We start from the raw sequence: 24,667 nt of genomic DNA on the forward strand, positions 1-24,667 counted from the left end.
TGCAATCACAATTGACGCGTGGACAGCGAGCAACACGATGAATCCGCGGATAGTCGAAACCGCGGATAGTCGCAGGCGAGACGATGATCGGAAAGCCTGTAGCGAAGCGGCTGGTATTTCATATTGGCGGCTATGATCCAATCACGTCGCATCTCAGCGCGCAACGACGCTTTGTGCGCGAAATTGCCAGGTTCCAACGTACCTGGTCAGTGAAAGCGACCGTCGACGGTTTGCGCGATACCGCCGATCAGATTGGATGGAATGTGACGACGACCGGCCCCGATTGGCTGGTCGAAACCGATTACCGTCTGGTCCGGTGGGATGACGTCATCGAGGCCTTCGGGCGTCGAAGCATTGGCTCACGCATTTCCGTCGGCATTCTCACGTTTCTGGATTTCGTTTTTTCCGGCACTCTTTGGCGTTACTCGCTGACCAACTGGCGATACGCAGGTTTCTTTCTCTATCCATTCGTCATGTTCGGACTGCTCGTCGCGGCCGCCTTCTTGATTGGCGCGTTTGCATTCAAAATCACCGGATCGATTGCCATTGCTGCTGGTGGCGGTCTTTTCGGGTTCGCTGCCGCCTTGGCGGGTCCGTGGCGCTGGCTGCACCTGGGCGACCTGTTCGATGATTGGATTTTTTCTCGCGAGTACATTCGATACGGCAATCTAGAAATCGAGCAAAGACTGGACAGGTTGGCCGGCGAGCTCGTGGCTGCGGCGAGCAACGTTGCCGCAGACGAAATTTTGGTCTTGGGGCACAGCCTTGGCGCCGTGCTTGCGGTTGGTCTGCTTGATCGCGCTTTGAAGCTGGAGCCGGCGCTCGGTGGGAACAAAACGCCGGTCACGTTCTTGAGCGTTGGATCCTCCATACTCAAGGTCGGCCTGCACCCGAAGGCAATACGCTTTCGCACGGCGATGGAACGCGTCGCCAAGTCGCGCGCGATCTTCTGGGGCGACTATCAGGCCCTCATCGATCCCCTGAACTTCTACAAAAGCCGGCCGATGGCCGAAATGGGCTTGTCGACGGAAAACGAAACGACCGTCAGGATCGTGAAACTCAGTCGAATGCTTGACCACGACATATATCGACGCATCCGCTTCCATTTCTTCCGTTTGCACAACCAGTTCGTCAGTGGAAATGACAGGCGAACATCGTACGATTACTTTATGCTGACATGCGGGCCTGTTTCGGCTAAATCCCAGACGCTCGCTCCGGATGGCGCCCTGTCCATGATCGCTGGCGACGGAGGACTTATTGCGAGCGCGCCGCTGCCGGAAAGCGAACTGCTGGGAAGTCCGGGCGCGGCAGCCTGATTCAAATGACGCCCACCATCTCTAAAGCCATTTTCGTCGCCTTGGCGATCGGCTGGTACCTCATACGCTACAAGTACGCGCGGCGCTCTCGCCGCGAAAAGATTGTATGGAGCGCCCGCGGCCCGGTGGAAACTGCGCTGCTGCTCATATCTCTTACAGGACTTGGACTTGTGCCGCTCCTCTACGTAGCGACAGCGATACCTCGTTTTGCCGCCTACAGCTTTCATCCCTTGTTCGCCTGGCTCGGGCTTTTCTTTGCGATTGCGGCTTTGGGTATGTTTCACCTGACGCATCGTGCGCTGGGACGGAACTGGTCGATCAGTCTCGATGTGCGGGAGAAGCATAAACTGGTGACGGAAGGGATTTATCGGAGAGTTCGACACCCGATGTATTCGGCATTTTGGCTGTGGGCTATCGCCCAGGCGCTGCTGCTGCCTAATTGGATTGCCGGCTTTGCGGGCCTGGCCGGCTTCGGGATCTTGTACTTTGGCCGCGTCGCCCGAGAAGAACGAATGATGTTGGAGACCTTTGGCGACAGCTATCGCGCGTATATGGCGCGGACGGGTCGGGTGTTCCCGCCAGTACTCAGAAGCAGGTCCTGACAGGTATCGGATCTGGGGAACCACAAACGACCGGGTTCCAAACACCTCAAATTCCGTGCCATTTCCGCAACATCTGACAACAAACGGCTGCTGCGACCGCTAATTGCCCAGTCTAATTGTTGCTGCCATGGCGAGCGTCGGGCTATCTGTTGACGGGTGAATTTCACGGTATCCTGATTCAGTGGGAGACTAAGATGTTGAAGTTCGTGATCCTCGGTGTCGCCTCTCTAGCTTTCGTGGGAACAGCAGCCGCTGCTGACCTCCCGCGGCCTCAGCCTCAGCCGGTAGCTGCGCCGGTCGGCAAATATCCCTTGGGCAAATATCCCGTCGGCAAGAGCCCGGTAGGCAAGTATCCGGTTGCGGCCCCGGTCGTGACCAAAGGTTGATCTAGTACCTGGTCGTGCGCCGACGGCGCACGTTTGAGGTAAATCGACTAGCTGTGGCATCCGATCTTTGATTCGCGAGGATTCGAAGATGCTGGGAATGACTCGGAAATATCCAGGTCTTCAACGTCTTGCTGGGGTCGCGGTGCTCGCGGCCTCCGTGAGCTTGGGGGCCGGGAGCGGGAGTGCACAACAGCTCGCGGCGCGCTCCGACCAGCAGCAACGGGACGCTTCCCCTAAACCGGCAGCCAAGCATGCTGAGAGCATGGCTGCGGTTACGCCCAGTGCCCCGCCTGCCAGGTCAGACGCTAAGCCGATCCAAAGAGCTACGGCCAGAGGCCCCTACTACGTCGATTTTCGTGCCCGCACGGCAGCATCCTACGGTCATGCCTTCGTCTGGTACGGAAAGACGAGCGAAAAGGAGGTCGAGGTCGCGGGTTTGGCTCCGGCTGGCGACACGCTGCCCTACATGTTGGGACACCTCGTATTTGTTCCCTCTGAAACAGGGGCGAGCTATGGCGATCTTGACGAGCAATATTTGACGGCGAGCTATCGTGTCTATTTGAACGAGGCTGACGCCAAGAAGGTCTTTGCTTACATCAAGCATCTCCAGGAGACCTCGCCGCTATGGAATGCGGCAACCACCAACTGCACCTTCTTTATCGGCCGCATAGCGACCTTTATGGGCCTGAAGGCTCCGTTTCATCTGTTAAAGCCTGAGGAATACGTAAACGAGCTCAGAGAGCTGAACGGTGGACGGAAAACGGTGCAGCTTGAATCCGATCGGAGCTAGACTCCTCCGTATTGAGTTCATCCAGCTTTCCTGACCGTTTGGATAGCCGCGCGCCCTTCAACGAGTTCAAGCGAGTGGTTTCCTTGGAGGAAACGCGACACTCGTGTGCGCCTCGTTTGATCGGATGCGCCCATCGGTACACCTCGCGACAAACGCGAAGCGTTTGCGCGGAGATCATGCTCAAGCAAAAGACAGAGCGGGATGATGATTCGAAGAAAAATCATCACACTCTAGTTAGCGTCGCCCGCATTTGGAGGCGATGGATCAGACCCTTGTTTTGAGCTAAGCCGTTCGAGCCGCCTCGAACGGCGCGGGCGGCGGCTCCACTACGGCAAATCAAGTGCGCGTAAGCTATTGCGCCGGTTCGGGGACGTTAATGCGGGTCTATATCATTGTTGCCGGCCTGGTCCTTTCGGTCATCGGAGGGGCAAGCGCCACGGTTGTCGATAAAGGAACCGACGCGCAGAGATCTTGCGAGCTGCTTGTTCAGAACTCGTTTCGCAATCAGGACGACGCTCGGTCCGCCGGCGCATGTGAGGGAATGATCGAGACTGCAGTGCTGTTTTCACCGAATCTGCCGGCTGACATACGTGCATGCCCGCCCGCGCAAGGCAGCATATTGCAGGGCGCCAAGGTCCTTCTGCGATATCTTGATAACAATCCGGATCGAGCGAAGGAACCGGGGATCACCGTCGCTATCGAAGCATTCAGAGATACTTGGCCCTGCCAGGGGGACGACGCCGATTCGTCCCCTAAGGCTGGACCAAAAAAGCGCGCGCCGAAAAAACCCAAACAATAGAAAGCGCCCTTTTGGCTCGCTGACGTCCTAGCGCACTGACCATGGCCATACCGATGACGGTTGCGGATTTTTGGCTTGCGGCCGCGCCGGGGTGGCCGTCGGCTTGTGCGTCTGGGCGACGTTGGTCGATGGCCGTGGACGCGGCACTGGTATTTCGGGCGTCACCTTCGGCTCTTCGGGGCTGATCTTTGGCTCTGAAGTGTTGGCGATGACGCGGGCCAATTGTTCCTGGCTTGCGTTGAGCCGCTCGGTGACCGTCGCGCTTTCGCCCGCCATCTGTATCTGGGCCGCCTTGATCTGATCGATGATATTGTTGTTGCGTGCCATTTCTGCCTGGATCGCCTTGAGTTGGCTCGCGACATTTTCGTTGTCGCGGACCAATTGCCCTTGCGCCGCCTCGAGCTGTTCGAGCGCTTGCCTCAAGGCAGCGAGATCGCGCGCTATCGGTTGGAGCTGCTGCGCCAAGTCGGACGACGGGACGACCGGAGTCGGCGCGACATTGGTCGGCGCAGCGTCTTTCGGTGCGGTCTGTGTCAGAGGTGCTGGGTCTGAGGAGGCCATCGTCTCCGTATGAACGGAGGACGACCGCCACCAGGTAGCGACACCAAAGGATGCTGCCAACAGAGAACCGACGAAAACCACATGGCGCCAATCCGCCGCTCGATGAATCCTTGCCAGGGGGGCGCGAGGCGGCTTCATGCTGGTCGGCGAGGGCGAAGGACCAATGCTGGTCGGCGGGTCCGAACGATTGACTCCCGCTTCGCGCGCCAACAGGTTCGAAATCTGCTCCTGCAGGTTCGCGACCTGCCCTTCCGCGAGTTTGCCGTCCAGCGTGGAATCCATTTGGTGCTCCGTATCAAACGCAACGTCACCCGCCTGAGAGCGATCCGCGCACTGCGCTACGGCGAGCTAACATTCAACAAGAGACAGATGCTTTTCGCAGAAAGTTCCCCCCCAAACTGTCCCTGCGTTTTAACACTGCCGACGAGGCGGAACTATGTTTACGGCCGGCGAACAGCTTTGGGCCGGAAAAATGGGACGCCGATCCGTCCAACTGCCGAAAATGCATAGTCCGCCGCTGGGGAGCAGCGCTAACGTTTAGGTTCACTCAGGTTGTTGGTGCAGCATCGCTCGGGCCAGGTCGGTGCTCTAAATTTTCCAGACACTTATTCGTCCGAGGCCCGAGCCAAATCAAAGGAGGACGCAATGAGTAAGCTCTTTTCGGCAGCACTGATCGCTGTGGCCATGTTCGCTAGTCCGGCGATGGCGGCATGGTACGACAGAAACGGCGCAGCCGTCGCTTCTTCCCGCATCGTTCACTGCATCCGGGCTCCAGACGTTGGCCAGTTTGCCGGAGGTGCCTGGAATAATCCTCCCTGCGAACCGGCAACCTGGCGCTCAGGCGGCAGGGCGGCGTGGTATGACAGAAACGGCGCAGTCATCGCCCCCTCCCGCGTCGTTCACTGCATCCGGGCTCCAGACGTTGGCCAGTTTGCCGGAGGCGCCTGGAACAATCCTCCCTGCGAACCGGCAACCTGGCGCTGAAGCGCCAGGTCATACTACGGTACGGCCAGTGACACCCCTGCCACTGGACCCGCGACTATGACCGGGCCGCAATCAAGCTTTCCCCGGCGCGCTTGTCGTTTGTCAGGCATCTCGTGCCGGTGCGCCCTATTCGTGCTCGCCGTTAAGGATCAGAGCGCCGAGTCCGAAGAACGTGACGCCGCCGACCCAGAGTAGTTCAAGCGCGGCCTCGGTCGCCGAGGTCTCGATCGGCACGTCGCGCGTGAAGGACACGGCGACGAACACCAGGTTCACAAGCAAGCCGATCCAGCCACACGCGAAGAACAGCCATTTGAACAGGGATTTCATGATCCTCGCTCTTGTCTTTCGCTTTGCCCAACCGCCGAAAATCGTCGAGGGCGCAGCGGAGGCCGTACAGCGGCACGCGCAGTTCACAGTGAATATAGGGGTGGAGCGAGTTTAACGCACCGGCGGGCCGCGCCGCGCGACGGCGCGCCGTCATTTGTTGCTTGAGATAAATCAAACGGGAACCAATAGGCTTGCATCACCATTCTGCGTAGGCGTCCTGTTTCTGAGCCAGCCATCTCCGTGAAAAGCGCACCCGTGCAGCAGCGCGCCCTGGATGTTGGAGAAGCAGAGCCGAGATGGGAATAAGAAGCTTTATCCGACTGATATTTGGGGCCGTTCCCGCTCCGCCCGATGCCACGAGGCTCGACGGAACAACCGAGGGCGCGCTTGCTCGCTCCTTGTCGAAATTCTCACCGGGCAAGCGGGGCTGGATCACGTCTGCCGAGGCGAGCATCTTGTTCTCGAACAAGGGCGCACAATACGCGTTCGGAGAAACGGACCGGGACGGCAGAAGAAAAATCGAGACGTTCGCGGCGCAGCACGGCTCTGTTGTCACCTTCATGCCGGTCGAAAGCCGGGTCTATTTTCAGCGCGATCCGACCTGAGCGGCTTCGTCGTTACCAGAGACGGGCGCGCACTCGTCACGAGTCGGGCCAGCATCTGCCTCAGGGCGCGATGCCCAAATGATCCGATACCGATTCTATTCCTGGCGTTGCCTCGGCCGCAACGCGAACGGCGGTCTTCTCATCCACGCTGTAGACAAATCCCCAGAGATCGGCGCAGCGGTCACTGACAATGATGTTGAAGGGTCTGCCCGCCCACGGCTGATCCTTGATGCTGTCGACGAAGCGTTGATGTAGCACGCGGTCGCTTTCAACCCAATCCGTATCGTCGTTGGCGCGTGCCAAGACTTGCAACAGGTTCGCACGGCTGACGATACCGACCACGAGTTCGTCCTGAACGATCGGCACCCGCTTGATGCTGTGCTTCTCCATCAAGTTCGCGATTTCCCGCAACGGTGTTTCCGGCTGCGCCGTGATCACCTCACGCGTCATCACATCGCTGACCCGTTTGGCGTGCGACTTGACGAACTCCTTCGCCAGGGCGTCGCTGGACATGAGTGTTTCGCTCCCTCCGGAACGGCGCTGTTCGGTGCCGATCTCGACGCGCCGGATCAGATCGCCTTCCGAAACGATGCCGACCAGCTTCGCGCGGATATCGATGACCGGGAGCGCGCTGACGCAGTTACTGACCATCGCATTGGCCGCGATTTGAACGGGGATATCGGGGCCAACCGAGATAACCCCACGAACCATCACGTCCCGCGCCTGCATGTCCGGCTCCCTTGTTCGGGGCAAAAAATCTACCACGCGCGCCGACTTATTGCAGCCCCGCAGGAAGCATGTCCGGTCGGGATTCAAGATGCGAAAGAACTCAGAGTGAGTAAATCTAGCCCGCTCGCCCCAGTAAGCGGACCTCAATGAGGGTATCGCCACTTCGCTGATGGGCCAATAGCTGCCCGCACCCTTAAGACGGCCGCGCGCACTTCGAAACTAACACCGGCACGTCAGGTCGAATCTTCCGTGCCAACGCGACGCGCTCGTTCCAATCGAAAGTAAACAGGCGAAAACCTTCTGAGAAACGTGCTACACTCGGCCTATGAAAACGTTTTCAGATAAGGTCCGCGACATCGTACGCAAGATCCCAAAGGGGACGACCATGACGTACAAAGCTGTCGCTGCTAAAGCCGGCAATCCGAAAGCTGCACGCGCGGTTGGTGCCATCATGCGCACGAATTACGACCCATCGATCCCGTGTCATCGCGTTATTGCAAGCGACGGCTCAATGCGCGGCTACGTTCGTCCGCGCCGTCGGCCGACCCAACAATGATCCGCCTGACAGGGAGCTTCACCGCTGTATCGCGGAAGGACGTGACGTAGCGCGCTTTACCGCTGCTTTGGGTCAAACTGAGAAGAACTCAGAGTGAGCCCATCTTTTCCGCTTTGACCTCGAATGCGGACATTCATCATAGCGGTCCGCATGTCTCCGACGGGCCACATGCGGACTCATGCACCGCGGCAAAGTAAGACCTATTCCGACTACGGGCGGTTTGTCTGCAATAGTGGGCCCGAGCGCTCTTGTAGCCTTGAAGTTGATGACTGGTTCGCATCTTGTTGGCTGCACGGGCAGCGGGTCATCGGCTTTTCCACGTCTCCGGCCGACATGGACGACGATGCAAACACTCAGATGCTTCAAGATCATTGCACGCAAGAATGGCGACTATGATCCCCCAATGACGGCGGACTGTTCATTGTCCTCCTCTGCTGAGTTGACCACTGCACTAACGTGCCGCCTTTAAGGCGTCGCCCCTCCCTTAATTCCGTCCTAACGATGACAAACAACGCCGGCACGATTCGGTTGTCCTATAATCTGCTAACGTTTGAATTGTCCGTACGGCTGCCCGGGTGACAGCGGTCCGTACGTTATTCGTCCCAGTCCCACGCGTCGTGAATCCGTTGTGGGCCAGGATATGGTGATGGAAAAGATGACGCAACATCATCAATTCGCGATTCTTTTTCCCTTGGTCGTTGGCGTAGGCGCAGTCGTATGTACGATTTTCGTCCATGCGCTCGCTATGGTCGCGACGGTAAACCTCTTTCGCTACGAGAGGAAACGAGGGCACGCAGGCGCCCGCGCCTTGATCGATCTTGCGATCCTCACACTGGTGATATCGTTCGCGTTCGTAGCCCACCTGATCGAGATCGCTTTATGGGCAACGTTACTCGTCCTCTGTGGAGAATTTCAAGAGTTCGGGATCGCCTTCTACTGCTCGGCGGTCAACTACACGACACTAGGTTACGGGGATGTGCTTCTGACCCCGTCTTGGCGATTGCTGGGACCGTTGGAGGCGACGAATGGAGCGCTGATGTTCGGTGTTTCGGCCGCGATGGTCTTTGCTGTTATACAACGGTTGGTTCTGGCTAGGTTTGAGGATCTCAGGCACTAAATGTTCGTCGGAGCGTTCGCCAATTGGGCGATACGTCGCCGCGGGTAGCGAGCGCCCCGGAGGTGCATCCCCGCCAGCGCCTGCAGCCGTAGTTTCGTATCAACGATTTGGCTCCGCACGCTTCCATGTCCAGAAATGAGTTTGTCTCCTCTCCGCCGGATCTTATCGGAGGGCGCGCACTTATGTCCGGTGGGGTCAATCGCTAGCGAATCCGGCGTTTCGGGGCATGTCGATTTACCCCCGTTCGCGACCGAACTGCGGACATCCCGGATCGGCGGCTTCGTGCCAATAGGCGGCATCGTTCCGTCACCTCGTCGACACGCGGGATCCCGCATGCACACCTTATTCGTGACCGATCTGAGCGCCTTTCTCAGCCACCGAACGTTTCATCAGCAGCACCAGGGGCACCAGCACCAGCGTCACCACCGCCAACACCATAAAGACATCGAAATAGGCAAGTGACGATGCCTGCTGCTGCCGCAAGTTCTCAAGCGTCTGCCAGGCCAGCTGCTGTGCGGCAGACGGGTCGCCGGTCTGCTGCAGGAACACCCCGCGCGCCTGATCGAGGAAGGAGGCAACGGTCGCGTTGAAGGAATCGAGGGACTCACCGAGGCGCAGAACGTGAAACTGGTCGCGGCGCTCCTGGATCGTCTGCGCCATCGACGTCCCGACACTGCCTCCCTCGTTGCGCAGCAGACTGAGCAAGCCAACAGCCGCTCCACGTAGCAATGGTGGCGTATAGAGATAGGCCGCCACATTTGCAGGCGCAAAGCACATCGAGAGTCCGACGACCAGCATGACCCGAGGCCAGACAACCTGGCCGGGGCTGATCTCCAGGTTCATCTGCGACATCCAGTAATTGCCGACCGCCATGATCAACAGGCCTGCGGCAAGCAACCACCGGGCATCAGTCCCCCGGCCAAGTGCACGGCCGACAAACGGCATGACCAGGACCGCGAAGAACCCGGCCGGCGACATCACCAATCCGGCGCTGAGCGCATCATAGCCGAACAGGGATTGCAGCAGGGCCGGCAATGATGTGCTGGCGGCATACAGGACGGCGAAAGCGAAGAAGATGATGAGGCAGCACAAGGCGAAGTTTCGCTCCCGCAAGGGCCGGAAATTGACCACAGGACTCGGGTGGCGCAACTCCCAGACGATCAGAGCGATTAGGCCCACAACGAAAAGGATTGCCAGCGTCTGCACCCGCCAGAATGGATCGCTCAGCCAGTCCCACTCCTGTCCCTTGCTGAGCATCACCTCCCAGGAGACCATGACGATCACCAGGAGTGACAGGCCGAGCGTGTCAAAACGCAACGGCTGCCGCTTCAACTCCATTCGCTGCCTGGTGAGATAGTCCGGATCCCGGAGCAAGGCATAACAGGCAGCAAGCGCCAGGAGACCGACCGGGACGTTAATATAGAACACCCATCGCCACGAATAACTGTCTGTGATCCAACCGCCAAGAGTGGGGCCGACGACCGGCGCTAGGAGGGCGGCCAGGCCAAACAGCGTCATCGCTGTGCCTTGCTTCTCCACCGGAAAGGCGTCCAGCAGCACGCCCTGACTGGATGGCTGTAAACCGCCTCCCGCCAAGCCTTGCAGGACGCGGAACACGATCAGCTGACTGAGACTGGTCGCCATTCCACACAATCCGGAAGCGAGGGTAAAGACAGCTATCGACAGCAGGAAGTAGTTGCGGCGACCGAGATGCGCCGAAAGCCAGCCGGTGATCGGCAGGATGATGGCGTTGGCGGCGAGATAGCTGGTGATGACCCATTCGCCATCGTCGACAGTGGCCGACAGACCTCCGGCGATGTATCGCAGCGCCACCACCGTGATGGTAGTGTCGAGCACCTCCATGAAGGTCGGCACCACGACGATCGCGGCCACCACCCAGGGATTTACCCCCGTTTGGGATCTGGCGGGTGAAAGGACCGCGTCGGTCATTTGCCGGCGCCTTGCGCGCTCGTGGACGAAGCGGCGGCCGACGACGGCTGTAAGTTGCTTTGAAGGAACTTCCCAGCATCGGGTCCAGTGGGCGGCTCGTTGATATAGACGTAGGGAACGACCGACGTGCCGATGAACAGAGGGTTCTTGTCCGGTTCGTATCCTTCAAGCTCGATCCGGACCGGGAGCCGCTGCACGATCTTGACAAAGTTGCCCGTGGCATTCTGTGGCGGCAGCAACGCGAGCGTCGATCCCGTCCCCATGGTGAAGCCCGCGATCCGGCCTTTGAACACCTGTTTGTCGCCGTACATGTCGACATAGACATCAGCAGTCTGACCGATGCGCAAATCGCGCAGCTGCGTCTCCTTGAAGTTGGCATCGACCCAGATCTCGCTGAGCGAGCGGAGCGCCATCAAGTTCTGCCCGGCCTGGACATCATTGCCGGGATTGACGTTGCGGCGCGTGACAACGCCGTCGATCTCCGCGGCAACGTCGCAATAGCGAAGGTCGAGTTCAGCCAGAGCGAGGTCGCGTTTGGCGGCAGCGAGCTTGGCCTCGGCCTGCTTGACGGCCGGCGCCTCCGCGGCCAGCCGATCGAACGTGCGGTTGACGTCGCCTTTGGGATCGAGCTTATAGAACTCCTCGAGCATCTGCTTCGGAGTCTGGTTATACGAATGCAGAACGCCGAGTTCAGCCGCAGTCTGAATCAGCCCCGCCTGCGCCTGCAGGACCGAAGAAAACGTCTGATCGAGATCGGGCGGCACCCGGTCGAGATCCGCGCTGTCTTCGGGCTGCGTCTGCAGGCCCAAAGAGACACGGACCTGATTCACATCCGCCAATGCCTGGACGATACCCGCTTGGGCAATCGACAACGACGCCTGACGTTGATCATAGAGCTCGCGGCTCGCCGTCTCAGATACGACCAGGCGCGCTGTCCGGTCGAACTCCTGCTGCGCGAGTGTAAGTGTCGCCTTCGCCTTCTTGAGCGCGGCGACCCGAGCATGCAGCAGGGCTATCTGGTTTTCGACGTTCTCAATGGCTTGTTGCAATTGCCAGCGCCGGCTCATGGCTTGTGCTTCGATGCCCCGCACCGTGGCCCGGGTCGCGTCGAGATCCGCCTGGGCGGTGTCGACGGCCGCTTTCTTCACGGCGACCGCGTCCCGAAATGGCTCCTTGTCGAGTTCAACGAGAAGATCTCCCTTGTGCACACGGTTGTTGTCATCGACCAGAACCCGGGCAACCTGACCGCGGACACGGGGAGCGACGAACGTCACGTGTCCGTTCACGAAGGCGTCGTCGGTCGAAACCGTGCTGAGCACGAACCGGATCCAGGGGATGGCATAAACCGCGGCCGCAATGACCACAGCGCCGACCACACCGATCAGCAACTTTCGCCGCGGTGTGAACCGTTGATTCGCCGGTGGCAGGGGTTTTGAAGCAGTATCTGGTTTGCCGTCACGATGGACTGCAGCACCGACTTGGGCTGTCACGGGCGCGTCGACCGAACTTGACTCGCCGCTATGCTCGGTCATCTCGGTAGGCATCGCAGCTCCTAACGATTTCGCTCAGTGCAATTTTGGTTGAGGCGGCGACGACCTCATGGCCGCCTTGGCGCAGAATGGCGACGGATTCGAGCCGTTCAGGCCGGTGCCGCCGATCATGACGATCTTCATGAGTCCCCCTCCCCTGTGTCGATGACCGCAGAACAGGTTCGAAAAGCGGGTTCGAATGCTAAAGGGCCAGGCGCAACCCCGCTGGTGAGAGCGTGATAAGGCCCGCCGTCTCGTCGGCATTTCGTTGCCAACGCCAGCATAGCACGCCACGCGACTTTCTCAGCCGTCATGAACTGGTCAGCATTACTGAACGATTTGTTGACGACACACGGATAGCTCATGTCCGAGATGGGTCAGGGGCCGGCGAACGAAGGCCCCACAAGCTCCGTCCGGTCTACCCAGTAAGCTGACGTCGCAATCTTCAATCCGGGTTTTGGCCATGGGCCAAAATCTGAAGTGTCTGACTGGCGCGCCCTATCCGTTTCGTAGACTGGCAACCTCGGGCCTAGCCAGAAATGGGTGGCGCCCGAACGGGCCTTGATTGTGCCGAACGTGAACGTGTCGCGCCGCCTTGGCACGCCTTCGGCCGCGCTAGATGATCGAGTGACTTCGATTGAGCGAGGCTCGCCACGTACTTGTTTGACGTGCTTAGAGAACAAAGATCGTTGTTTTTCGAAAGCCAAGGCGTTGAAGTCGTCGCATGCTACTGAAAACGACGGGCTAGCGTCTTGATCGGATCTTTCGGATGTCAAACTGCCGAGCAAGTTGATAGAGGTTCGGTATTGATTTCGTCTCGCTGACGAGGCGAGTTTACATTTGAGCTCGATAGCTGCTTGAGAGCGGACCATGTCAAGCAAGTTTGTCTATGGGGTCGCATTGGCTCTGGCGTCGTTATTTCTGGCAAACATTGGATCTGCAGAGGACGCCTCGTCACTCCGCAAGGGATCATGGCCGATTCGCAATGGGCACAATTATCAGCCAACCGAGCATGAACTGAGAGGCTTGCATCGGGAGGATGTCACGCCCGATCAGGCGCGCGAGATCGACCAATTGTACGATCAGCTCCTGACAAACGGTGAAAAAGTCCGCAATCGGCGTCCCGCACCCAAACGTTGAGGACACGCCGTTGGGTAGGAGATGAGCGGCTATCAGGTGAAGAACCTCTCGCATACGCTGGATAAATCCAAAGCGGCAGGCATTGGGAGCAAGCAAGAGCAATTCCAGGCATTGCTCCTTTAGTTACTACAGGGTCTACTTTTCCACCTCTGGGCGACAGGAAATCGCAATGAAAACATATGACTTGATGGTGATTGGGTCAGGCACCGCCGCTCAGGTCACCGAGTCCTCCGGCCGAGACGATGGAGCATATAATTGAGCCTGTAAAGCCTCATCAATCTCAGTCGCGCGCTTATGGTGACATTCGTCGTCATCAGCCAGATGCGACCTTGGCTCCGGAGTGCGATCCCGAGGATTGCTTGGCCTTCTCGTTGAGGAAAAATCCAATGAACGCTATCGCTCAGCTTCTCGGCCGCACGGGCCTCCTGAAGGTCGATTATCACCTGCTCCGCGCCGCAATGGTGATCATCTTCGCATGGTTCGGGTACGACAAATGGTTCGAATCGGAGATCAGAGGACTGCTGCCCATAATTACCCACGGCCCGCTTATCTCCTGGACGATTCCGGTGTTGGGCATTCGCGGCACCGGCATTCTTCTCGGCACCTCAGAATGGACGTTTGGCACGTTGCTGCTTCTGGGTTTCTGGAACAACAAAGCGGGCATGCTCGGCGCCCTCGGTTCGACCTTCACCTTCATCGCTACCTTCACGGCATTTCCGTTCGTTCCGGACGCGTGGGATGCTGGCGCCGGAGGCTTTCCAGCGATGACGAATAGTTCGGCCTTCCTTTTGAAGGATCTCGTGCTGCTCGCCGTCTCAGTCTACCTCCTGAAGGAAGACGTTAAACGGATCGTCACCCCGGGTCGCGCGTTGCAATCTTCCGAACTGAAGGCTGGTGCGCTCCGACTGGCAGACAATTGAAAAGATCAAAGAGTCTACCCGGGGCGCTGGTTGCGGTGTCCTACAAGGACAAGACGGCAACGGTCATTTATGACGACGCTAACGCCGACGTGAACCAACTAACCTCGGCCACCACGAAGGCTAGTTATCCGTCCACACCCAAGAGCTGATCCGATGCTTTTCAATCGACTATCACTTGTCCGTACTGCGCCGTCGCGAAAGTCGAGATTATGCCGACGGATGCCTGTCAGTTTTTCTATGAATGCACCGGCTACGGCACAAAGCTAAAGCCCAAGTCCGTGATCTGGATCATCGCCCTCATCTGGATGGGCACAGCGCGCATGCTGAATGCGCGAAGCTGTACTCGTACACACTGCCGATACATCGGACCTTACTACCTCGCCATGACCGTACCCGTGATGGTGCTTGGTGCGGAGGTCGTCACCATCGGCATACTTGGTGGGTTTGTTTGGGCGTGATCATCCTCGGTGGCAGCGGGCTGATATGGTGGGCCACAGAACGCGCTGGGGGAAGCTCTCTCAGTGTTGATAGCGGAACGCTGTTCACCGCACGAGGTCCGTTGTGGGTCATTTTCGACCGATTCCGCGGGCTCTGCCTACCACTTGATGGCCGCTTTGCTCCAAAACGGTTGCCGGCCCGAGCATCGTGTTTGACCTGACGGTTGTGATTCAAGCTCACGAGCTGGGGCCACGTTTCATGCGCTCCGAACTCGCGACTATGGGGGAGACGGCGTTCGCGCCAGCTGCAGCGCAGCCTCGACGCCGCCTTCCAGGATCTGCTCCGCCTGGGCAGTGTCGGGCACGGCCCGCGCGAACTGGAGGGTGCCCACCATGAGGCCGAAGATGGCCGTCGCACGGCGGACGCTCTTTGCGGAGCCGGCATCTGGAAGCAGTGCAGCCAGCGTCGAAACGTAGCTTCGCAGCGCCTCCTCGTAGGCCCGCCGGGTGGGCGAGGGCTGGCGGGCGATTTCCGGGAGCAACGCCGCCGAAGGGCACCCCGCGGCCAGGTTTTCAAGGTGGGCGCGGTTCAGGTAGCTCCGGATCGCGCCTTCGAGATCGAGGCCCCTTCGCTGATCTTCATCGAGGCGATGTTGCTGGTCGGCGAGCGCGCTCGCCAGCGCCTCGCGAACGAGCGCCTCCTTGGAGTCGAAGTGCGGAGAGAATGCCCCTTTGGTCAGGCCGGCTTCGCCCATGACCCCGCCGATCCCGGCGGCGGAGACGCCGTCTCGGCGAAAGCATTTCGACGCCACATCGACGATGTGCCGTCGCGTCGCCGCCTTATGACCCTTCTCGAAACGCATTGTTCCTTCTCGTTCCCTAGCCTGCCGACAAGACGCCTTCGATCCGGCGTGCAAGGTCCAAGAGCGTCCCGTCACTCCCCAAGGAGGCGTCCAGTTCAAGGCCGATGGGGAGGCCGCCGCGCGATAGGCCAGCCGGAAGGCTAATAGCCGGCAGGCCCACGCTGCTCGCCAACACGGTGTGGTTCGCCAGGGTAAGGTGACTAACCTGCCGCCCCGCGATTTGGAAGTTCGTCTGCTGTTCGATCAAAGGCGCCGTGCAGGGCGTCGTCGGTTGCAGTATGGCCTGCACCCCTCGGGCGACGAACACCTCGTCGAGCCGGCGTTGGATTTCCGGGCGGCTCACAGCCAGTGCGGTCTGATAGGCCTCTGCGGAGATAGCGCCTGCACCTTCCGGCAAGACCACATGTCTCCACGTGTCACGAAGCTCGGGCTTGAGTCCCTCGATGATCTCCTCGAACGTGGTCGGGATATCGTGGCGGCGAAGGAACTCAGAAATCGCGCCCATCGTCTCATGGAAGAAGATGCTCCATGTCGCTGTCTGCGTAAGGGCGCCGAAGTCATCGCCAAGGTCGACCTCAACGACCTCGGCGCCGGCGTCCCGCAGCCGACGCACCACCTCGCGGAAGCGCCCTTCGATTTCCGGGTCGACCAGATCGAGAACTTGTCGCGGTGCGTAGGCCAGCCGGGTCCCCTTCGCGTCGTATCCGCGCCCGGATGGCTCCGCGGCCATTTCACCGGTCACCACCTGATCCATAAGAGCGCAATCCTCAACGCTGCGGGCGAACACGCCCGTCGTGTCGAGGGTATGGGAGATCGGCGCAACGCCATTGCGGGGCCATCGCCCGGTCGTAGGCTTGAATCCCACTACGCCACAGAGCGATGCGGGCACCCGGATCGACCCGACGGTATCACCCCCTAAGGATGCGGGAACGATGCCGGCGGCCACGGATGCGGCGGATCCGCTCGACGAGCCGCCCGACACGCGATCGCGGGCGAATGGGTTCTTCATCTGGCCATAGCGGGCATTGTGACCGGTCAAGCCGTAGGACATCTCGACGAGGTTGTTCTTGCCGAAGACCAGAGCGCCCGCCCCCTTGATGGCGCGGACAGCGTCCGCGTCTTCCCGCGGCACGAAGTGAGCGAGACCGTCGAGACCAAGGCTCGTAGGCAGCCCTTTCGTCAAATAGCTGTCCTTCACCCCGAGCGGCACGCCCAGGAGCGGCGCCACCGACCCGGCCGCACGCGCCTTGTCCGCGTCCCGCGCGGCCGCCAGCACGGCGGCCTCGTCGATAGTGATGAAGGCATTGAGCTCGGCAAGCGCTCCGGCGCGCTGCAGAAGCGCCGTGGTGTAGGTCTCCGACGTGATGTCGCCGTTACGAACTGCGGCTGCAGCGGCTGCGAGCCCAAGGGAGGCCAGGTCCGCGGTGTCTCGCGATGCGGCGCGGCGTGAAGTGGCGGTTGTGTCGTCCATGAAATCCTCGCAAGAGAGCTGAGACGCGGCATCTCACTGCCATGAACGGCGGCTTAGCTCGATGTAATTACGATTATCATATAAAATTACGATCGTAATTCAATAGGAATCTTCGCGGAGATGTGGCGTCGCCAGACACATAAAGGTGAGACGCCGGCAGCAGCGGCCAAACGGCAGCCAAGGCAAGCATGCGGGTGCACGCCGCCGAGCACGCTCTTACGCACTCATTCAGCATGGAAGATGCCGATTGATTGAGCCGGGGCAATCACTCGTTTCGACGAACCACAGACCTGGCTCATCGTCGTCATAGTGATCGCAGGGCTCCTCAGATTGCGGGAGCCACGCCATCTATTTGCTCAAGCATTCCCGGCGGCGGGACTGCTGGCCTACTTCAGGCCGACGCAATGGTCACGGCCGGTAGGCTGAGCCCATGACTTTTGCGTCGGAGACTAGACTCCCAAGAGTGCCGACACACCTTCCCGACGAAACGACGTGTGGGCGGTCGCAAACTGTCATCTCAAGCGTTCGGCCGTCGCTAGCGTCGGCGCCGGATAGCGGGCATAGAGGGTGTCGACGCGGTCCCGCCACATCGCCACGAACGCGCCCGAGGTGAGGCGATCGACCGACTTCCATTCGCGTTTGACCGCCGGCAGCGTGTTGCCCCAGATAGCGCGCTTGCACCATCGCTCGCCCTTCGCCGAGCCCTCCTGGGTTGCGCACATCGATTTCCAGGCAATCCGCTGCGGATGGCTGACGTGTTCGGCGGCTCCTTCTCCGCCCTGCTGGTGGATCAGGTAGAGATCGGAAAACGTCGGCTGCTTGTGAGTTATTACTTCGAATAGAACAGCCTCGGTGACGAACTTGTAGGCGGCAGCCATCGCGTTGTCGCGAGGATTGAGGATGTCGCCCGATCCGTATTTGCCGAACTCAGCCTTGCTCAGCTGGAACAGACCGATATAGGAGCCAGTGCGTTGCCTGGGATCGAAATCGGATTCGATTTTGGCGACCGCCTTCATGAAATTGGCATCGACATCGAACGCCTTGGCCGCGCGTTCGATCTCCTGGACGGGCGTTCCGAGCGGGACGCCGCTCAACGCCGACAAGGCGATCTTCGCGGGTTTCTCCGGCGGCGGAATTTCCGAGTAGACATAATACTTCAGATACGACTGTTTGCCTTCGTCCGGATTGGGCGAAGCAGGCGGACCGCCCTGTCGTAGCGTCGCCTCGTTCTCGGGCGGCACAGCCTCGAGGCTGGCACTGGCGTGCAACATCCGTCGTTGCCGCAGCGAACTGGTCACATCGGACGGCATCGCCGCGTCCGGCGCCGCGGCGCTGAATCCCTCCGCAACGATCGCATTAGCCGATGACCTTGTATCGAATTTCGCCTCGAGGACCGGGGCCGGCAATGCTGCCAGGGCGTTTGTCAGGACCCTCGTCACATTAAGCGGCATGGCGCTGAATGCATCAGCAACTCTCGCATTCGGCGTTGCGACGCTCGGGGGCGATGCCGCGATTTGACAAATCGCGGCAAGCGAAGTCGCGATCAGCGCGCCGGCAACACAGCTTGCTTGCCAAATCTTCAATGTCGCCAGCCGCGCTGCCGCGGTTCCCCCATACAATTCCGACTGCAGATCCCCGACTTGGTGCGCATATTAAGGGGACAAAGGGAAGACAATAGGGCGCACCTGTGGCGCAGGTGCGGCCTGTCTCGGCCGCTTCGCCAAGATCGCCTAAATTGGAGTTGGGGTCTTGATGCACCTCCCGCCGAGGGACAGGACAGACCCCATGTCCGCGCCTTCCCGCGGTACGAAGTGAGCGAGACCGTCGAGACCCAGGCTCGTGGGCAGCCCTTTCGCCAAATAGCTGCCCCTCACCCCGAGCGGCACGCCTAGCAGCGGCGGCGCCGCCCCAACCGCACGCGCCTTGTCCACGTCCCTTGCGGCCGCGAGCACGGCAGCCTCGTCGATGGCGATGAAGGCATTGAGTTCGGCAAGCGCTCGGGCACGCTGCAGAAGCGCCGTGGTGTAGGTCTCCGACGTGATGTCGCCGTTACGAATTGCGGCTGCAGCGGCTGCGAGCCGTGCGGCATCGGCGGCTAATCTTCTTCCGTTCTCACATACTGACTGCCGTATGGATGGAGCGGCAATGTTGTACCAAACCGTCGTGCGAGACCACGAAATACTTCAGCGGTGTGTCGATCTCGTAGAAATAGATGTTGGCGACGAAGCCATAGATGCCGGCGTCGATGGCCGTCGGTCTGTCGCCATGCACATAGCCTTGCCGCGGGATCAGGCTCGCGAGTGCGGCGAGATCGGCGAGCCCGCGGGCCATCACGGCGTCAGCCTCGAAGCGGCCGATGCCCTGGTAATAGTAGCGCTGGATGTTGAACTCCCTGGCCTTCATCAACCCGTCATCGGTAAGGCTCGGATGCTCTCGCTTGAGCGCATCGCGGAACTGGGGCCAGTAGCGCTCGTCCTTCCAGCGGGAATAGGACATCACCCAGTAGAGATCGTCGAGCGTGCGTGTGATGAGGAGATTGGTCGCGCGCTGCGCCGGCGTCAGCGCGACGTCCAGTGTCACGCCATATTTTTCGGTGGCATACGCAAGGATGGTCTCGCTGTCACCGACGCTGTCATGGCCATCTACGATATATGGCAATTGTCCGCGCGGCGCCTTCGACGCATCGAAAATATGCTCGTGCCGGAACGGCACGCCAGCGAGCTTGAGGAAGGCGAATACCTTCAGACCGTAGCCATTGTTGTCGGCGACGCCGAACAGCGGCGGATAGGAATAAAGCGTGAGCATGGTGGCCTGTCAGGTTCAAGCAGGCTATTTTCAAAGTTGACCAGTCGAAAAAGACCGGCAGACACCCTCAGTGCGCCGAGCATAGTCTAGGCCACCAATTAAATCGAGGATGCCAACGTCTGCTTTGGGCCAACAGTCGACGTCAAGGGGCCGGCGCTTTTTCGCATTCAGCCGGCTGTTTGGTGCTGACGACGATGAGAGTGTCTCTAACGCCGCGCTGTTGATGGCAAGCGAGCCCACGCGGCACCAGCGAAAATTTGATCCCGCATCGGCCGAATCTGCATAGCCACGGTCCTCGTTGGGCAGAGACTGGCGGCTCTAACGGTCGATTGGAGGGATCAGTGAGCATGGTTAGGACATTCTACCTCACCTGGCTCGGGCTGCTTGCCGCTGCGATGGTGGCGAGCACACCGACGGTCGCGCAACAACAGACGAAGCCGAACATCATCCTGATCGTGTCAGATGACTTCGGCTTCGGAGACGCAGGCGTCTACGGTGGCGGCGAAGGCCGCGGTATGCCGACGCCGAGTATCGATCGCCTAGCAAGCGAAGGCATGACGTTCTTCTCATTTTATGCACAGCCGAGCTGCACGCCGGGCCGCGCAGCAATCCAAACCGGCCGGATTCCCAACCGCAGCGGCATGACCACGGTGGCCTTCCAAGGTCAGGGCGGCGGCCTGCCAGCGGCAGAGTGAACGCTGGGTTCCGTCTTGAAGACCGGCGGCTACAAGACGTTTTTCACTGGCAAGTGGCACCTCGGCGAAGCCGACTATGCGCTGCCCAATGCGCAGGGCTACGACGAGATGAAATACGCCGGCCTCTACCACCTCAACGCCTACACCTACGGCGATCCGCAGTGGTTCCCCGCCATGCCCGCAGACCTGCGCGCCATGTTTCAAAAAGTGACTAAGGGCTCGATGTCCGGCAACGCGGGCGAGCAAGCCCGTGAGGACTTCAAGATCAACGGTGAGTATGTCGACACGCCGCAACAAGGCGTTGTCGGGATACCGTTCTTCGATGGCTACATCGAAAAGGCGGCGCTCGACTACCTCGACCGTAACGCCAAGTCGACGCAGCCGTTCTTCATGAGCGTCAACTTCATGAAGGTGCACCAACCGAACCTGCCGCGCCCGGACTTCATCCACAAGTCACTGTCCAAGAGCAAATACGCGGACTCGGTTGTCGAAACCGACACGCGCATCGGTCACGTCATCGACAAGGTCCGTGCGCTCGGCCTCGACAAGAACACCTATATCTTCTGGACCACGGATAACGGCGCCTGGCAGGATGTCTACCCCGACGCCGGCTACACCCCGTTCCGGGGCACGAAGGGCACGGTGCGCGAGGGCGGCAGCCGCGTCCCGGCCATCGCCTTTGGGCCGAACATCAAGCCCGGCAGCAAGAACTATGACATCCTCGGCGGCCTCGACCTCATGGCCACGTTCGCATCGCTGGCCGGCATCAAGCTGCCGGAGAACGACCGGGAAGGAAAGCCCATCATCTTCGACAGCTATGACATGTCGCCCGTCCTGTTCGGCACCGGCAAGTCGGCACGCTCGTCGTGGTTCTATTTCACCGAGAACGAGTTGTCGCCCGGGGCGGTGCGTTTCGCCCAATACAAGTTCGTGTTCAATCTGCGCGGAGATGACGGCGGAGCGACCGGCGGGCTTGCGGTCGATAGCAACGTCGGGTGGAAAGGCCCCGACAAGTACGTGGCCACCGTGCCCCAGATTTTCGATCTCTGGCAGGACCCCCAGGAGCGCTATGACATCCTCATGAATAACTACACCGAGACGACCTGGATGATGGTCGCCATGGGCGAAGAGGTAAAGAAATTGATGGGTACCTACGTCAAGTATCCGCCGCGCAAGCAACAGAGCTTGTCCTACGGAGGGCCACTCACGTTGCCAATGTATGAGCGGTTCCAATATATTCGCGAGATGTTGGCGAAGGAGGGCATCAACATTCCGGTGCCCACTGGAAACTAGCCTCTGCTAAATACTACCTGCGCTGTCCATCACTTTTCGACGGGCAGCGCAGCCGATGCTCGTGACCGCCGTTCAGCTGGTCAAACCCCTACGAGCCATCGCGGCCCGCAATGTCCGAGTTGGGCCAAGAGCCGACATGAAGAAGTGGCGCCGAGGCTCTACGACCGACGAGATGCTTTCTTTCCGCCCGGCAGGAGACCAGCGGCTCGATAGCCATCGATGAGTGCATCGAACAGTGAGATGTCCGAGCGGCTGCGTGCCATGAGCTGGGCCCCCGCGACGGCGGCGAAGATCGAGCGGGCTCGGGCTTCGCTTTCCTCACGTCCGACCAAGCCCGCCGCGACAAGAGTTCTGCTCAGCCATGCTACGTTGACGTCGCCGAAAGCTTGCACCTCCTTCTGAACCTCCACCGGCAGGTCGTCGTATTCGGCGGACATGAAGCTGCAAAGGCACAGACGGTTGCCGCTCTCGAGCGATCTTCGGAAGATGTTGGGATATGCTTGCAGACAGCGCAGCGGGTCGGCGCATGCCAACGACATGGCGTCCAGTTCGGCGGCCGTATCTTGCCAATAACGCTTCGCTACCGCCGCGCCGAGATCGGCCTTGCTCGGGAAGTGGTGGTAGATGCTCGGGGCTCTGATACCCACATCGGCCGCGAGATCGCGGAAGTTCATGCCGCTGTAGCCGTGAGCCTGCGCCGTCCGCCTGGCCGCCGCCAAGATCGCTTCTCGTGAATTTGCGCTCAACGAACCCCCCTATGCGCTACCTACCAAGCGTTAGATAGGGGTTGACGCCAGGTTTTGGAAGAGATAATTACATCCTACCAAGTGTTAGGTAGGCAACATCCATGAAGACCGACATCATCTATTCCGACGCGACCAAGCTGGCCGAACTGATCCGCACTAAGGAGCTGTCGCCAGTGGAGGTCGTGCAGGCCCATCTCGATCGCATCGGGGCCGTGGACCCGAAGATCAACGCGATTGTTACGCTCGCCGACGATGCGCTCGAAGCAGCCAAGGTGGCGGAGAAGGCGATCGTCGCCGGCGAGGAGCTCGAGCCGCTGCATGGCGTGCCCTTCACGGTGAAGGACTCGATCGACACTGCGGGCGTGGCGACCCAGCGCGGTTCGCCGATCTTCAAGGGACGCGTTCCCGAGATCGACGCGACCAGCGTCGCACGCATGAAGAAGGCGGGCGGCATCTTGCTCGCAAAGACGAACCTTCCCGAGTTCTCCTATTGGATCGAAAGCGACAATCTGCTCTCCGGCAGGTCGAATAATCCTTGGGATCTGACCCGCACGCCGGGGGGCTCGAGCGGCGGTGAATCCGCGGCCATCGCGGCGGGCATGTCGCCGCTGGGACTGGGCACCGACCTTGCGATCTCGGTGCGCGGTCCGGCCGCGCAGACCGGGATCGTCTCCCTCAAGGCAACGCATGGGCGTGTGCCCATGACTGGGATCTGGCCGCGCGCGCCGCGCCGCTTCTGGCATGTTGGTCCCATGGCACGCAGTGTCCGCGACCTCGCGCTCGCCTTCTCGCAACTGGCCGGCCCTGACGGCCAAGACGCTTTCGCAACGAGCACCGCGCAGTTCGATGCGGGGGTCGGGCGCTCGCCCGATCGTCAGCTCCGGGTGGGCTGGCTGGTCGAGCCCGGCTTCGGGCCGGTCGACCCCGAGGTCGCCGTCACGGTGAAGGGGGCCGCCGAGGCGCTCAAGGACCTGGGCTGTTTCGTGGAGCCGGTGCGCATCCCGGCGCTCGAGCGTGACTTCGCCCTCGACGTGTTCAACCGCCTTCACGTGATGGAGATGAAGCCTGCATTCGCGGAGGCGACCGCCGGCCGCAGTCAGGACGAACTCTATAAAATGGCCAAGACCATGCTCTCGCTGCCCGATACGTCCATGAAGGACTACATCGACGCGGAACAGGCCGCCGAGCGGCTGCGCGACGGCTATGCCGACTATTTCAGGACATACGACGCGCTGATCACCCCGGTCCTGCCGATCCCGGCCCACAAGCATGGCGTCGCAAAGTTCGTCATCAACGGCAAGACCGTGGACGCCACCTACCTCCAGGGCGCCACCGTGCCGCTCAACGTCACCGGGTTGCCCGGGCTGTCGATGCGGTTCGGCACCAGTAAGGAAGGACTGCCGATCAACGTGCAGCTCGTCGGAAGCTGGCTCGCCGAGTCGACCATCTTGCATCTTGCCTCCCTACTCGAGAACGTGAGCACCGTGCGAGACCTGCATCCGAACCTCTGAGAAGAAGACCTCTAACCGAACGCGAGCGCCGGCATCGTGTGACTCCGTAGCGATGCCGGCGTTAGCTGAATCAACAATCGACTGGAAGTCGGAGTTTGCGCCGTCTCATCCGTTCTCTCTTCGACGGGCAAATCAGCAAAACCTGTCCAGTCCGCGCAGAAAAAATATTTCTGTTTTTCCGAAATGCAAATCAGTCTATTAATCTGCGCGTCTCACCCGATTGAGGGGCGCTTCGCGATCGTCACGAGTGTTGCGGTGGGATGCGGTGGACGCGGATTGCGCAACGGACGAGTGCGCATGAGGCGGACGGCGAAGTCGTGTGGTCCTGACGCCCCGACGCTGGCGTCAAGTCCGTGAGAAGCCAACGCCTCTCATGGGCGACGGTGGCAAGAAGCCCGGTCTCACCGGCTATCTAATGCACACATCTTTGTTGCGAAGATCGGCGAAGACTGATTCCCTGGCGGGAGGCGGTCTTGTGGAGAGCGGTCGTATGTCGATGGAGGTGGGGCTGGGGCGATTTGGCGATCGTCGCCTG

23 protein-coding genes and 1 pseudogene are annotated in these 24,667 nt (G+C 60.2%); 13 read left to right on the forward strand and 11 right to left on the reverse strand.

Annotation, left to right across the window (positions count from 1 at the left end):
- The first annotated feature begins 83 nt into the window (after positions 1 to 83).
- The 5 genes from ACZIRK_RS02230 (at position 84) to ACZIRK_RS02250 (ending at position 3,893) form a co-directional block, all read left to right on the forward strand.
- Positions 84 to 1,316: a hypothetical protein gene (locus ACZIRK_RS02230; protein WP_463326898.1), complete on the forward strand. Its 1,233-nt coding sequence runs from the start codon at positions 84 to 86 to the stop codon at positions 1,314 to 1,316.
- Positions 1,317 to 1,321: 5 nt separating this feature from the next.
- A complete protein-coding gene (locus ACZIRK_RS02235) occupies positions 1,322 to 1,918 on the forward strand; it encodes a protein-S-isoprenylcysteine O-methyltransferase (RefSeq protein ID WP_130227127.1) in 597 nt (198 codons plus the stop codon).
- 194 nt (positions 1,919 to 2,112) lie between these two features.
- Positions 2,113 to 2,304, forward strand: a complete 192-nt coding sequence (locus tag ACZIRK_RS02240; protein ID WP_027577737.1) for a hypothetical protein — start codon at positions 2,113 to 2,115, stop codon at positions 2,302 to 2,304.
- Positions 2,305 to 2,395: 91 nt separating this feature from the next.
- Entirely contained in the window at positions 2,396 to 3,094 is a 699-nt protein-coding gene (locus tag ACZIRK_RS02245; RefSeq protein ID WP_433994576.1) for a hypothetical protein, read from the forward strand.
- A gap of 376 nt (positions 3,095 to 3,470) precedes the next feature.
- Complete coding sequence (locus ACZIRK_RS02250) at positions 3,471 to 3,893, forward strand: Rap1a/Tai family immunity protein (RefSeq protein WP_463326899.1); 423 nt, start codon at positions 3,471 to 3,473, stop codon at positions 3,891 to 3,893.
- Between the two features lie 27 nt (positions 3,894 to 3,920).
- On the opposite strand, the gene ACZIRK_RS02255 is transcribed toward ACZIRK_RS02250, so the two are convergent.
- Entirely contained in the window at positions 3,921 to 4,736 is an 816-nt protein-coding gene (locus ACZIRK_RS02255; protein WP_463326900.1) for a hypothetical protein, read from the reverse strand.
- A gap of 828 nt (positions 4,737 to 5,564) precedes the next feature.
- The gene (locus ACZIRK_RS02260) at positions 5,565 to 5,765 is read right to left on the reverse strand and encodes a hypothetical protein (RefSeq protein ID WP_028169070.1); all 201 of its coding nucleotides are present in this window, start codon (positions 5,763 to 5,765) and stop codon (positions 5,565 to 5,567) included.
- A 455-nt stretch (positions 5,766 to 6,220) separates the two neighbouring features.
- On the opposite strand from ACZIRK_RS02260, the gene ACZIRK_RS02265 reads away from it, so the two are divergent.
- On the forward strand, positions 6,221 to 6,370 hold the full coding sequence (locus tag ACZIRK_RS02265; RefSeq protein ID WP_463326901.1) for a hypothetical protein: 150 nt from the start codon (positions 6,221 to 6,223) through the stop codon (positions 6,368 to 6,370).
- Positions 6,371 to 6,430: 60 nt separating this feature from the next.
- On the opposite strand, the gene ACZIRK_RS02270 is transcribed toward ACZIRK_RS02265, so the two are convergent.
- Positions 6,431 to 7,099, reverse strand: a complete 669-nt coding sequence (locus ACZIRK_RS02270; RefSeq protein WP_028169068.1) for a CBS domain-containing protein — start codon at positions 7,097 to 7,099, stop codon at positions 6,431 to 6,433.
- 325 nt (positions 7,100 to 7,424) lie between these two features.
- Between ACZIRK_RS02270 and ACZIRK_RS02275 the strand changes: the two genes are divergently transcribed.
- Positions 7,425 to 7,655 (forward strand): MGMT family protein, encoded by a 231-nt coding sequence (locus ACZIRK_RS02275; protein ID WP_463326902.1) that lies wholly within the window; start codon positions 7,425 to 7,427, stop codon positions 7,653 to 7,655.
- A gap of 646 nt (positions 7,656 to 8,301) precedes the next feature.
- Positions 8,302 to 8,772, forward strand: a complete 471-nt coding sequence (locus ACZIRK_RS02280) for an ion channel (RefSeq protein ID WP_463326903.1) — start codon at positions 8,302 to 8,304, stop codon at positions 8,770 to 8,772.
- Between the two features lie 342 nt (positions 8,773 to 9,114).
- Here the strand turns inward: ACZIRK_RS02280 and ACZIRK_RS02285 are convergent, their stop codons facing one another.
- Both ACZIRK_RS02285 and ACZIRK_RS02290 read right to left on the reverse strand, forming a co-directional pair.
- A complete protein-coding gene (locus tag ACZIRK_RS02285; RefSeq protein WP_463326904.1) occupies positions 9,115 to 10,722 on the reverse strand; it encodes a DHA2 family efflux MFS transporter permease subunit in 1,608 nt (535 codons plus the stop codon).
- Positions 10,719 to 12,266 carry an efflux RND transporter periplasmic adaptor subunit gene (locus tag ACZIRK_RS02290; RefSeq protein WP_463326905.1) on the reverse strand — a complete coding sequence of 516 codons (1,548 nt, stop codon included), beginning with the start codon at positions 12,264 to 12,266 and terminating at the stop codon, positions 10,719 to 10,721. Before ACZIRK_RS02290 ends, ACZIRK_RS02285 begins: the two co-directional genes overlap by 4 nt.
- Before the next feature lie 855 nt (positions 12,267 to 13,121).
- On the opposite strand from ACZIRK_RS02290, the gene ACZIRK_RS02295 reads away from it, so the two are divergent.
- The 3 genes from ACZIRK_RS02295 to ACZIRK_RS02305 all read left to right on the forward strand — a co-directional run bounded on the left by ACZIRK_RS02295 (position 13,122) and on the right by ACZIRK_RS02305 (position 14,769).
- Positions 13,122 to 13,391, forward strand: coding sequence for a hypothetical protein (locus ACZIRK_RS02295; RefSeq protein WP_463326906.1), 270 nt, complete (start codon positions 13,122 to 13,124; stop codon positions 13,389 to 13,391).
- Between the two features lie 359 nt (positions 13,392 to 13,750).
- Positions 13,751 to 14,311: a YkgB family protein gene (locus ACZIRK_RS02300; protein ID WP_463326907.1), complete on the forward strand. Its 561-nt coding sequence runs from the start codon at positions 13,751 to 13,753 to the stop codon at positions 14,309 to 14,311.
- A 170-nt stretch (positions 14,312 to 14,481) separates the two neighbouring features.
- Positions 14,482 to 14,769, forward strand: coding sequence for a GDCCVxC domain-containing (seleno)protein (locus ACZIRK_RS02305; RefSeq protein WP_463326921.1), 288 nt, complete (start codon positions 14,482 to 14,484; stop codon positions 14,767 to 14,769).
- A 257-nt stretch (positions 14,770 to 15,026) separates the two neighbouring features.
- On the opposite strand, the gene ACZIRK_RS02310 is transcribed toward ACZIRK_RS02305, so the two are convergent.
- The 5 genes from ACZIRK_RS02310 to ACZIRK_RS02330 form a co-directional block, all read right to left on the reverse strand.
- A complete protein-coding gene (locus tag ACZIRK_RS02310) occupies positions 15,027 to 15,611 on the reverse strand; it encodes a TetR/AcrR family transcriptional regulator (RefSeq protein ID WP_463326908.1) in 585 nt (194 codons plus the stop codon).
- 16 nt (positions 15,612 to 15,627) lie between these two features.
- Positions 15,628 to 17,082: an amidase family protein gene (locus ACZIRK_RS02315; RefSeq protein WP_463326909.1), complete on the reverse strand. Its 1,455-nt coding sequence runs from the start codon at positions 17,080 to 17,082 to the stop codon at positions 15,628 to 15,630.
- A 512-nt stretch (positions 17,083 to 17,594) separates the two neighbouring features.
- On the reverse strand, positions 17,595 to 18,392 hold the full coding sequence (locus tag ACZIRK_RS02320; protein WP_474417438.1) for a transglycosylase SLT domain-containing protein: 798 nt from the start codon (positions 18,390 to 18,392) through the stop codon (positions 17,595 to 17,597).
- A 420-nt stretch (positions 18,393 to 18,812) separates the two neighbouring features.
- The gene (locus tag ACZIRK_RS02325) at positions 18,813 to 19,262 is read right to left on the reverse strand and encodes an amidase family protein (protein WP_463326922.1); all 450 of its coding nucleotides are present in this window, start codon (positions 19,260 to 19,262) and stop codon (positions 18,813 to 18,815) included.
- Positions 19,195 to 19,887, reverse strand: a complete 693-nt coding sequence (locus ACZIRK_RS02330) for a glutathione S-transferase C-terminal domain-containing protein (protein WP_456645053.1) — start codon at positions 19,885 to 19,887, stop codon at positions 19,195 to 19,197. Before ACZIRK_RS02330 ends, ACZIRK_RS02325 begins: the two co-directional genes overlap by 68 nt.
- 395 nt (positions 19,888 to 20,282) lie before the next feature.
- Here ACZIRK_RS02330 and ACZIRK_RS02335 point away from each other — a divergent pair.
- Positions 20,283 to 21,875, forward strand: a pseudogene (locus ACZIRK_RS02335) (arylsulfatase).
- Positions 21,876 to 22,033: 158 nt separating this feature from the next.
- Here the strand turns inward: ACZIRK_RS02335 and ACZIRK_RS02340 are convergent.
- Positions 22,034 to 22,621, reverse strand: a complete 588-nt coding sequence (locus tag ACZIRK_RS02340) for a TetR/AcrR family transcriptional regulator (protein ID WP_463326910.1) — start codon at positions 22,619 to 22,621, stop codon at positions 22,034 to 22,036.
- A 101-nt stretch (positions 22,622 to 22,722) separates the two neighbouring features.
- On the opposite strand from ACZIRK_RS02340, the gene ACZIRK_RS02345 reads away from it, so the two are divergent.
- Positions 22,723 to 24,132: an amidase gene (locus tag ACZIRK_RS02345; RefSeq protein WP_463326911.1), complete on the forward strand. Its 1,410-nt coding sequence runs from the start codon at positions 22,723 to 22,725 to the stop codon at positions 24,130 to 24,132.
- Positions 24,133 to 24,667 lie beyond the last annotated feature (535 nt).

The sequence above is a fragment of the Bradyrhizobium sp. Leo114 genome, from assembly GCF_055229415.2.

Excerpts from the sequence above, each read along its gene's own strand:
- ACZIRK_RS02260 (WP_028169070.1), bottom strand. The coding sequence starts at position 5,765 with ATGAAATCCCTGTTCAAATGGCTGTTCTTCGCGTGTGGCTGGATCGGC.
- ACZIRK_RS02235 (WP_130227127.1), top strand. The coding sequence starts at position 1,322 with ATGACGCCCACCATCTCTAAAGCCATTTTCGTCGCCTTGGCGATCGGC.
- ACZIRK_RS02310 (WP_463326908.1), bottom strand. The coding sequence starts at position 15,611 with ATGCGTTTCGAGAAGGGTCATAAGGCGGCGACGCGACGGCACATCGTC.
- ACZIRK_RS02330 (WP_456645053.1), bottom strand. The coding sequence starts at position 19,887 with ATGCTCACGCTTTATTCCTATCCGCCGCTGTTCGGCGTCGCCGACAAC.
- ACZIRK_RS02270 (WP_028169068.1), bottom strand. The coding sequence starts at position 7,099 with ATGCAGGCGCGGGACGTGATGGTTCGTGGGGTTATCTCGGTTGGCCCC.
- ACZIRK_RS02275 (WP_463326902.1), top strand. The coding sequence starts at position 7,425 with ATGAAAACGTTTTCAGATAAGGTCCGCGACATCGTACGCAAGATCCCA.
- ACZIRK_RS02285 (WP_463326904.1), bottom strand. The coding sequence starts at position 10,722 with ATGACCGACGCGGTCCTTTCACCCGCCAGATCCCAAACGGGGGTAAAT.
- ACZIRK_RS02290 (WP_463326905.1), bottom strand. The coding sequence starts at position 12,266 with ATGCCTACCGAGATGACCGAGCATAGCGGCGAGTCAAGTTCGGTCGAC.
- ACZIRK_RS02315 (WP_463326909.1), bottom strand. The coding sequence starts at position 17,082 with ATGGACGACACAACCGCCACTTCACGCCGCGCCGCATCGCGAGACACC.
- ACZIRK_RS02255 (WP_463326900.1), bottom strand. The coding sequence starts at position 4,736 with ATGGATTCCACGCTGGACGGCAAACTCGCGGAAGGGCAGGTCGCGAAC.
- ACZIRK_RS02320 (WP_474417438.1), bottom strand. The coding sequence starts at position 18,392 with ATGCCGTCCGATGTGACCAGTTCGCTGCGGCAACGACGGATGTTGCAC.
- ACZIRK_RS02345 (WP_463326911.1), top strand. The coding sequence starts at position 22,723 with ATGAAGACCGACATCATCTATTCCGACGCGACCAAGCTGGCCGAACTG.
- ACZIRK_RS02295 (WP_463326906.1), top strand. The coding sequence starts at position 13,122 with ATGTCAAGCAAGTTTGTCTATGGGGTCGCATTGGCTCTGGCGTCGTTA.
- ACZIRK_RS02250 (WP_463326899.1), top strand. The coding sequence starts at position 3,471 with ATGCGGGTCTATATCATTGTTGCCGGCCTGGTCCTTTCGGTCATCGGA.
- ACZIRK_RS02230 (WP_463326898.1), top strand. The coding sequence starts at position 84 with ATGATCGGAAAGCCTGTAGCGAAGCGGCTGGTATTTCATATTGGCGGC.
- ACZIRK_RS02280 (WP_463326903.1), top strand. The coding sequence starts at position 8,302 with ATGGAAAAGATGACGCAACATCATCAATTCGCGATTCTTTTTCCCTTG.
- ACZIRK_RS02240 (WP_027577737.1), top strand. The coding sequence starts at position 2,113 with ATGTTGAAGTTCGTGATCCTCGGTGTCGCCTCTCTAGCTTTCGTGGGA.